This is a genomic window from Clavibacter sp. (genome assembly GCF_014802555.1).
GTDB lineage: Bacteria > Actinomycetota > Actinomycetes > Actinomycetales > Microbacteriaceae > Clavibacter > Clavibacter sepedonicus.
This window is the reverse complement of sequence record NZ_JAAVCB010000086.1, coordinates 1-8747: the sequence shown is the minus strand read 5'-3', so window position 1 is coordinate 8747 and position 8747 is coordinate 1. Positions and strand designations below refer to the sequence as shown.

The 8747-nt window shown below is 74.5% G+C and carries 9 protein-coding genes; 8 read left to right on the top strand and 1 reads right to left on the bottom strand.

Translation table 11 applies throughout. The annotated features are described in order from the left end of the window. From HDR73_RS10015 to mutM, 7 genes are all read left to right on the top strand, one after another. Positions 1–216, top strand: a 216-nt coding sequence (locus tag HDR73_RS10015; RefSeq protein WP_287136426.1) for a hypothetical protein, incomplete at its 5' end; no start/stop codon positions are given. Further along, a complete protein-coding gene (locus HDR73_RS10010; protein WP_012298171.1) occupies positions 213–2396 on the top strand; it encodes an ATP-dependent DNA helicase RecG in 2184 nt (727 codons plus the stop codon). The genes HDR73_RS10015 and HDR73_RS10010, both read left to right, overlap by 4 nt. A gap of 25 nt (positions 2397–2421) precedes the next feature. Continuing rightward, on the top strand, positions 2422–2913 hold the full coding sequence (gene coaD, locus HDR73_RS10005; RefSeq protein WP_012298172.1) for a pantetheine-phosphate adenylyltransferase: 492 nt from the start codon (positions 2422–2424) through the stop codon (positions 2911–2913). 19 nt (positions 2914–2932) lie between these two features. Then, on the top strand, positions 2933–3505 hold the full coding sequence (locus HDR73_RS10000) for a YceD family protein (protein ID WP_012298173.1): 573 nt from the start codon (positions 2933–2935) through the stop codon (positions 3503–3505). Positions 3506–3508: 3 nt separating this feature from the next. Further along, positions 3509–3712, top strand: coding sequence for a 50S ribosomal protein L32 (gene rpmF / locus HDR73_RS09995; RefSeq protein ID WP_012298174.1), 204 nt, complete (start codon positions 3509–3511; stop codon positions 3710–3712). A gap of 25 nt (positions 3713–3737) precedes the next feature. Next, positions 3738–4454 carry a ribonuclease III gene (gene rnc, locus HDR73_RS09990; RefSeq protein ID WP_012298175.1) on the top strand — a complete coding sequence of 239 codons (717 nt, stop codon included), beginning with the start codon at positions 3738–3740 and terminating at the stop codon, positions 4452–4454. 6 nt (positions 4455–4460) lie between these two features. Then, a complete protein-coding gene (mutM, locus tag HDR73_RS09985; RefSeq protein WP_012298176.1) occupies positions 4461–5396 on the top strand; it encodes a bifunctional DNA-formamidopyrimidine glycosylase/DNA-(apurinic or apyrimidinic site) lyase in 936 nt (311 codons plus the stop codon). A gap of 12 nt (positions 5397–5408) precedes the next feature. Here mutM and HDR73_RS09980 read toward each other — a convergent pair whose 3' ends face one another. Further along, on the bottom strand, positions 5409–6527 hold the full coding sequence (locus HDR73_RS09980) for a GNAT family N-acetyltransferase (protein WP_012298177.1): 1119 nt from the start codon (positions 6525–6527) through the stop codon (positions 5409–5411). A gap of 152 nt (positions 6528–6679) precedes the next feature. Between HDR73_RS09980 and HDR73_RS09975 the strand changes: the two genes are divergently transcribed. After that, positions 6680–8747: chromosome segregation SMC family protein (locus HDR73_RS09975; protein ID WP_287136425.1), on the top strand; the 2068-nt coding region annotated here is incomplete at its 3' end.

The window sequence follows — 8747 nt, the reverse complement described above, 5'->3', positions numbered from 1 at the left end:
GCTGCCGCGGGCGCCGCCCAGGCCGCCGCGCTCGTCGCGCTGGGTGACGCCCTGCGCGCCCGCGCGGGACGCGTCGACCGCATCCTCGCGCTCGTCGCCCCGCGCTCGCTGGTGCGCCGCCGACCCCGGTCCGACGAGGGGCCCGACGACGGGACCGCGGGCGCACCGCCGTCCGGCGCTCCCGCGTCGGACGTCCCTCGTACACTCGGGGGATGACCGGATCCGGCGCCGCGCTCGCGGGCGTCGTGGGCGGCCGCACCGCGGGCGTGCTGCAGAAGGCCTTCGGCCTCCGCACGGTCGCCGACCTCCTCGAGCACCTGCCGCGCCGCTACGCCCGCCGGGGCGAGCTCACGGCCCTCGCCGAGCTGCCTGTCGACCAGCAGGCCACCATCGTCGCCGAGGTGCGCGAGGTGCGGGAGCGGCCCATGCGGGCGCGGCGCGGCAGCATCCTCGAGGTGCGGATCACCGACGGCCGCGGCTTCCTCACCCTCACCTTCTTCAACCAGGCGTGGCGCGCCAAGGACCTCGTGCCGGGCGTGCGAGGGATCTTCGCGGGCAAGGTGAGCGACTACCGCGGCGCGCTCCAGCTCGCCCACCCCGACTACGAGCTCTTCGACGCGCATGAGGGCCCCGAGCTCTCCGGCGGCGAGCCCGACGCGGCCGCGCGCCGCTGGGCCGAGATGCCGATCCCGATCTACCCGGCCAGCGCATCCATGGCGAGCTGGCAGGTCGCGAAGTCGGTGGAGCTCGCGCTCGACGCGGTCGACGACCTCGAGGATCCCGTCCCCGCCGACGTGCGCGCCGAGCGCGGCCTCCTCCCGTACCGCGAGGCGCTCGAGGGCGTGCACCGCCCCGAGAAGGACGTCGACTGGAAGCGCGGCCGCGACGCCCTGCGCTTCCAGGAGGCGTTCGTGCTCCAGACCGCGCTGCTGCAGCGGCGGCAGGCGGCGCGGGCGCTCCCGGCCACCCCGCGGATCCCGACCCCGGGCGGCCACCTCGACCGCCTCGACGCGCAGCTGCCCTTCGAGCTGACGGGTGACCAGCGGCTCGTCGGCGAGGAGATCGCGACCGACATGGCGCGCACGTGGCCCATGAACCGGCTCGTGCAGGGCGAGGTCGGCTCCGGCAAGACGCTCGTGGCCCTCCGGGCGATGCTCGCGGTCGCGGACTCCGGCGGCCAGTCCGCGCTCCTCGCGCCCACCGAGGTGCTCGCGAGCCAGCACCTCCGCTCCCTCACCGCCTCGCTCGGGCCGGACCTCGCGGCCGAGCTCATGCCCACGCTCCTCACCGGCCAGCTCTCGACGGCGGAGCGCAAGCGCGCGCTGCTGCGCATCGTCAGCGGCCAGGCGCGCATCGTCGTGGGCACGCACGCGCTCCTCGGCGACCGCGTCGGGTTCCTCGACCTCGGGCTCGTGGTGGTCGACGAGCAGCACCGCTTCGGGGTCGACCAGCGCGAGGCGCTCCGGCGGAAGGGCGGCACCCCGCCGCACGTGCTCGTGCTCACGGCCACGCCCATCCCGCGCACGGTCGCGATGACGGTGTTCGGCGACCTCGACGTCTCGACCATCGCGGAGCTGCCGAGCGGCCGCCAGCCCATCGAGTCGTTCGTCGTCCCGCTGCACGAGCACCCGGGATGGATCGAGCGGGTCTGGGAGCGCACGGCGGAGGAGATCCAGAAGGGGAGGCAGGCGTTCGTCGTCTGCCCGGCGATCGACCCGCAGGATCCGGACGCCGAGGACGAGGACGCCGGCGAGGGCGCGGAGGACGCGCCCACCCGGCCGTCGCTCGCGACCGTCACCGAGGTCGACGCGCTGCTCGGCGCGCACCCGCGGCTCGGATCCGTCCGCCGCGCCGTGCTGCACGGCCGCATGACGGGCGAGGAGAAGGACCGCGTCATGCGGGCGTTCTCCGCGGGCGACATCGACCTCATCGTCGCCACCACCGTCATCGAGGTGGGCGTCGACGTGCCGAACGCCTCGACCATGGTGATCCTCGACGCCGACCGCTTCGGCGTCTCCCAGCTGCACCAGCTGCGCGGCCGCGTGGGCCGCGGCGGCGTGCCGGGCCTCTGCCTCATGGTCACCCACGCGGAGCCCGAGACCGTCGCCCGCGAGCGCGTGGACGCCGTCGCCGCGACGCTGGACGGCTTCGAGCTCGCGCGCGTCGACCTCGAGCTGCGTCGCGAGGGCAACGTCCTCGGCACGAACCAGTCGGGCGGCCGCTCCTCGCTCCGGCTGCTGCGGGTCGCCCAGGACGGCGACCTCATCGAGTCCGCGCGCGAGCACGCCCACGACGTGCTCGAGGCGTCGCCCGACCTCGCGGACCAGCCGGCCCTCGGGCGCGCGCTCGCCCGCCGCCTCGACGACGAGGAGCGCGCCTTCCTCGACAAGAACTGACCCGCGCCCGCCCTAGGCTGGCGGGATGCAGCGGATCGCCGTCGTCCCCGGATCGTTCGACCCCGTCACGCTCGGCCACCTCGACGTGATCCGCCGCGCCGCCCGCCTCTACGACCAGCTCGTCGTCCTGGTCGTGCACAACCCCGGCAAGACGCCGATGCTGCCGCTCGAGGACCGCGTGGACCTCATCGAGCGCGTGATCCGCGACGCCGGCCTCCCCGCCACCGTCCGCGTCGACTCCTGGGGCGCCGGACTCCTAGTCGACTACTGCCGGCAGGTCGGCGCGACCGTGCTCGTCAAGGGCGTGCGCTCCCAGCTCGACGTGGCGTACGAGACGCCCATGGCGCTCGTCAACCGCGACCTGGCCGACGTCGAGACGGTCATGCTGCTGCCGGATCCCGCGCACGCCCACGTCTCCAGCTCGCTCGTGCGGCAGGTCGAGGCGCTCGGCGGCGACGTCGCGCCCTACGTGCCGGCGGCGGTCGCGGAGGCGCTGGCCGTCCGGCGCGCCGGCTGACGCCCCGTAGGATCTACGGGTGTCCAGGTTCCAGAAGACCCCATTCACGGTCCACGTGCACGACATCGTGCACCGCCCCGGGGAGATGCGCGAGCTCGACCTGACCATCGTCACCCCCGAGCGCATGGGGGAGGGCCTCATCGCCGTTCCCGCCGGCCGCGAGATGCGCGTCACCGTGCGCCTCGAGTCCCTGCACGACGGGATCCTGGTCACGGGCGAGGTCGACACGGTGGCCGACGGCCAGTCCGCGCGCACGCTCGCCGACATGCAGGAGCGTGTCCAAGTCGATTTCGCCGAGCTATTCGCGTATGGTCTTGATGAAGCTTTCGACTACCAGGTCCAGGACGAGCACGTGGACCTGGAGCCGGTCATCCGGGATGCGGTGGTGCTTTCACTGCCGTTCCAGCCCGAAGTGCCGGGCGAGGACCTCGATCTCGATCTGGGTCCCGGCATCAGCCTGGTCCTGGCGGACTCCGAACCGGAGCCCGTGATCGATCAGCGCTGGGCAGCCCTGTCCGGCTTCCGAGCTTCCGAAGACAGCGGTGCGGCGCGTGAAGACGCCGACACCGAAACGCAGAGAGATGAGAGTTGACCCATGGCTGTTCCCAAGAGAAAGATGTCCCGATCCAACACGCGTGCGCGTCGCTCGCAGTGGAAGGCCGAGGCTCCCACGCTCGTCAAGACCATCGAGAACGGCAAGGTCGTCTATTCCATGCCGCACCGTGCGCGCGTGATCGAGGACGCCGCCGGCACGCCCCTGTACATGGAGTACAAGGGCCGCAAGGTCGCCGACGTCTAGTCGCGACCCGCACAGCACGTCGGACATGACCGACACCCAGGGATCCCGCGTCCACGGCGACCGCGACGCGCTCCGGCGCCTCCTCGCCGTGGACGTGAGCCCCGAGCTCCTCGAGCTCGCGCTCACCCACCGCTCATACGCGTACGAGCACGGCGGCATCCCGCACAACGAGCGCCTCGAGTTCCTCGGCGACTCCATCCTCGGGCAGGCCGTCACGGTCATGCTCTACCTCGAGAACCCCGACCTCGACGAGGGCGAGCTCGCCAAGCGGCGCGCCAGCCTCGTCTCGAGCGTCGCACTGGCGGAGGTCGCCACGCGCATCGGCCTGGGCGAGCACCTGCTGCTCGGCCGCGGCGAGGAGCTCACGGGCGGCCGGGCCAAGTCGTCGATCCTCGCCGACACGGTCGAGGCCATCATCGGCGCCTCGTACCTCGACGCCGGGGGAGAGGCCGCGACCGGTCTCGTGCTCCGCCTCATCGCGCCCCTCCTCGAGGACCCCGCCCGCTTCGGCGCCGCCATGGACCCGAAGACCGCGCTCCAGGAGAGCGCCGCGCGCCAGGGCCTGCCCGCGCCGGCCTACGACGTGAGCGACAGCGGCCCCGACCACAGCAAGCGCTTCCACGCCGTCGTCACCGTCGGCGACGCCGTGCGCACCACGGGCGAGGGATCCAGCAAGAAGCAGGCCGAGATGACGGCCGCGCTCGAGGCGTGGACGCGCCTCGAGGCGCGCACCACGGCCTGACCCGCGGTGCCCGAGCTCCCCGAGGTCGAGGTCGTCCGCGCCGGCCTCGAGCCCGCGGTTGCTGGTGCGCGCATCACGGGCGTCGAGATCCTCGACGCGCGCTCCCTCAAGCGGCACGACCCGCTCGAGGGCGCGTTCGTCGACCTGCTCGTCGGCCGCGTGATCACCTCGGCCGTCCGCCGCGGCAAGTTCATGTGGCTGCCGCTCGAGCCCGAACCGACGGGTGACCGCACCGGCCCGCGCGCCCTCGTCACCCACCTCGGCATGAGCGGGCAGGTGCTGCTCCGCGAGCCCGGCTCCGACCCCGACGGCCTGCTGCGGATCCGCATGGGCATCGAGCACCCCGCGCACGGCGAGCTCGTCGTCGCGTTCGTCGACCAGCGGATCTTCGGCTCGATGGCCGTCGACCGCCTCGTCGCGACACCCGACGGGCACGCGGGCGGACGGGGATCGACCGCCGCGCTGGTGCCGACGCAGGTCGCCCACATCGCGCGCGACCCCCTCGACCCGGCCTTCGACGACGAGCAGCTGCTGTCGCGCCTCGCCCGGCGGCGCACGGGGATCAAGCGCGCGCTCCTCGACCAGACGCTCGTCAGCGGCATCGGCAACATCTACGCCGACGAGGCGCTGTGGGCCGCGCGAATCCACTACGCGCACCCCACCGACCAGCTGGGTCGCGGTCGCGCGCTGCGGCTCCTCGCCGAGGTGCGCCATGTGCTCGCGCGGGCGCTGGCCGAGGGCGGCACGAGCTTCGACGCGCAGTACGTCAACGTCAACGGCGCGTCCGGCTACTTCTCGCACTCGCTGAACGCCTACGGGCAGCAGGGCAAGCCCTGCCCGCGCTGCGGCACGCCCATCGTGCGCGAGGCCTTCATGAACCGCGGCTCGCACTTCTGCCCGCGCTGCCAGGCGCTGCCGGATCCGGACGCCGCGGCGGCCTGAGCCACCTGCCGGTCAGCGCGCCGGTCCGACCTCGCGCAGCCAGCTGCCGCTCGTGCCCACGTGCGCGAAGCCGAGCGCCTCGTTCACCCGGAGCATCGGCCGGTTCTCGTCGGCGTTCCATGTGACGACACGGTCGACCTCGGGCGCCTGGCGGGCCAGGTGCCGCAGGTTCTCGGCCTTGAGGAGCATGCCGAGGCGATGGCCGCGGTGCTCGGCGAGCACCAGGGTGTCCTGCTGGTACGAGTAGGCGTGCCCGTCGGAGCGGCGCCCGCTGGGGGAGACGGCGATCTCCGTGAAGCCCACGAGCTGGCCCGTGGCCACGTGCTCGGCCGCGGTCGTCAGCCCGACCCGGCCCGAGGAGGCGCGGCGGGCCTCGGCCGCGCGGATCCGGTCGGAGTCCCACGGGTCCTCGGTCTGCGGGAGGTCACCCTGCGGGGCGTCCGTCGACATGCGGGTGTGCAGGACGGCGAGGTCGTCGAGGAGGCGCTCCGGCGTCGCGTCCACCCACGAGATCACGCGGTAGGCGTCGCCCGCGGCAAGGCGCGCGTCGGCCAGGTGGGCGTCGAGCGTCGGCGCGGCTGACGCCGTGTCGAGCGAGCTGGTCCGCGCCGTCTGTCCGAGCCGGTAGCCGGCGTCGACGACGAAGCGCGAGGAGGGGTCGTCGGCCCCGACCGCGCCGATGCCCGCGGGCGACGGGATCGGCGCGCCGGTCGCCTCCGGACGGTGCATCGTGAAGCCGGTGAGCGTCCGGCAGCCCTCGTCGACGGCGATCCGCTCCACGCGCTCGCGCAGCGCCCGGCCGATCCCGCGGCGGCGGTGCTCCGGCAGCACGGAGACCGCGACGTCGGAGGTCGTCGGGTCGTGGAGCCACGTCGTGAGCAGGCCGCGGCCGACGACGCGGCTGTCGACGCGCGCCGCGAACAGGCGCTTCCGCACGTGCTCGACGTCGGCGTAGTCGGCGATGAGCTCCTCGGGCAGCCAGACGAACGCGTCGTGCCCGAGGTCATGGGACTGCGCGCGGTTGACGACGTCGGTCAGGGCGACGAAGTCGTCCCACCCCGCGGAGCCGACCACGACGGGCGGGCGGACCTCCACGACGTCGAAGGCGAGGTCGTCGTCGGAGTGCGGCATGGTGGTCTCCCTCGGGGTCGCGCGGGCGGGGCGGGCGGCGCGACCCACGCTATCGGCGGCGGGCTGCGCGGGCCCGCCCGCGCGCGGCTCCCGGCCGCGGCCCGCGGGTCCGGTACCGTGATCCCGACCATCACGCGAGGAGGGCGACGGGCGTGCACCTGAAGAGCCTGACCCTCAAGGGGTTCAAGTCGTTCGCGCAGCCGACCACGTTCCAGTTCGAGACCGGGGTCACCTGCGTCGTCGGGCCGAACGGATCCGGCAAGTCGAACGTCGTCGACGCCCTCGCCTGGGTCATGGGCGAGCAGGGCGCCAAGACCCTCCGCGGCGGCAAGATGGAGGACGTCATCTTCGCCGGCACGTCCACCCGCGGGCCGCTCGGCCGCGCCGAGGTCACGCTCACGATCGACAACGCCGACGGCGCGCTGCCCATCGACTACACCGAGGTCGCGATCCGGCGCACGCTCTTCCGCAACGGCGGCAGCGAGTACGCGATCAACGGGACGTCCTGCCGGCTGCTCGACGTGCAGGAGCTGCTGAGCGACTCGGGGCTCGGCCGCGAGATGCACGTCATCGTCGGCCAGGGGCGCCTCGACAACGTCCTGCGCGCGACGCCCGAGGAACGGCGCGGCTTCATCGAGGAGGCCGCGGGGATCCTCAAGCACCGCCGCCGCAAGGAGCGCACCCTCCGCAAGCTCGAGGGCATGCAGGCCAACCTCACGCGACTCAACGACCTGGCGGGGGAGATCCGCCGCCAGCTGAAGCCCCTCGGACGGCAGGCGGAGGTGGCGCGCCAGGCGCAGACCGTCGCGGCCGTCGTGCGCGATGCCCGCGCGCGGCTGGTGGCCGACGAGGTCGTGACGCTGCGGCGTGCGCTCGCGGAGCACACGCGCACCGAGGAGGAGCGCACGACCGAGCGCATGGTGCTGCAGGAGAAGCTCGACCGCGCCGTCCTCCGCTCCGAGCGCATCGTCGAGGAGCAGGAGGGCGACGAGGTCGACGGCGCCCGCCGCACGGCCTTCGCGCTCGAGCAGGTGCAGGAGCGCCTGCGCAACCTGCTCTCGCTCGCGCAGCAGCGGCTCGCGCTCCTCGGATCCGCGGACGACGCCCCCGAGACGGCCGCCGGCACCACGCCCGGGCAGGTGCAGGAGTCCCGCGACGAGGCCGAGCGCCTGGTCGCGCTCATCGCCGAGGCCGAGGCGGGCTGGGCGTCCGCGCGCCAGGCGACCGCGGCGGCGCGGCAGGCGCTCGACGCGCTCGACGAGGAGATCCAGGCCCAGAGCGCGCTCGTCTCCCGGCACGACCTCGAGATCGCCGGGCTGACGGGTCGCGCGGAGACCGCGGGATCGCGGCTGGCGGCCGTCCGCGGCGAGGTCCTCCGGCAGCAGAACGCGCTCGACGCCGCACGTGCCCGGCTGGCCGCCGCCGAGGCGGAGCGGGAGCGCGGCGAGGCGGAGGGCGAGGCCGACGAGCAGGGCGGATCCGAGCTGACGCGCGCCTACGAGGACGCGCAGGCCGACGTCGCCAGCGAGGAGTCCGCGATCGAGGCCGTGCGCGAGGAGCTGCACGCCAAGGAGCGGGAGCGCGACGCCCTGGCCGCGCGCGAGCAGGCCCTCGCGAGCGCGCTCGACCAGCGCGACGGATCCAGCGACCTCGTCGCCGCGGGCATGCCGGGCGTCCGCGGCCTCCTCGCCGAGCACGTCCACGTGCAGCCCGGCTACGAGGCCGCGGTCGCCGCCGCGCTCGGATCGCTCGCCGACGCGGTGCTCGCCGAGACGCACGACGACGCCGTCGCGGCCCTCCGGCGCGCGGTCGATGACGACCTGGGGCGCGTCGAGGTGGTCGTCGCCGGATCCGCCGACGGACGGGTCGCGGAACCCACTGGGGGCGCCCCCGGTCCCGTCCCCGTCTCCTCCGTGGTCGACGCGCCCGACGGCGTCCGACGCATCCTCGCGGGCGTCGTCGTGGTCGACGACCTCGCGCAGGCGGTCGAGCTGGCGCGGTCCCCCGGGAGCCCGGCCACCGTGATCACCCGCGGCGGCGACGTCGTGTCGGCGCACGTGCTGCGCGGCGGATCCGGCGCCACTCGCTCCAAGCTCGAGCTCGTCGCCGCGCGCGAGGCCGCCGCCGCCACGCTGACGGGCGTCCGCGCGCGCATCGACGACCTGCAGGTGGACCTCGCGGCCGGCCGGGAGCGCCTCCGCGCCGCCCGGGAGCGCGCGT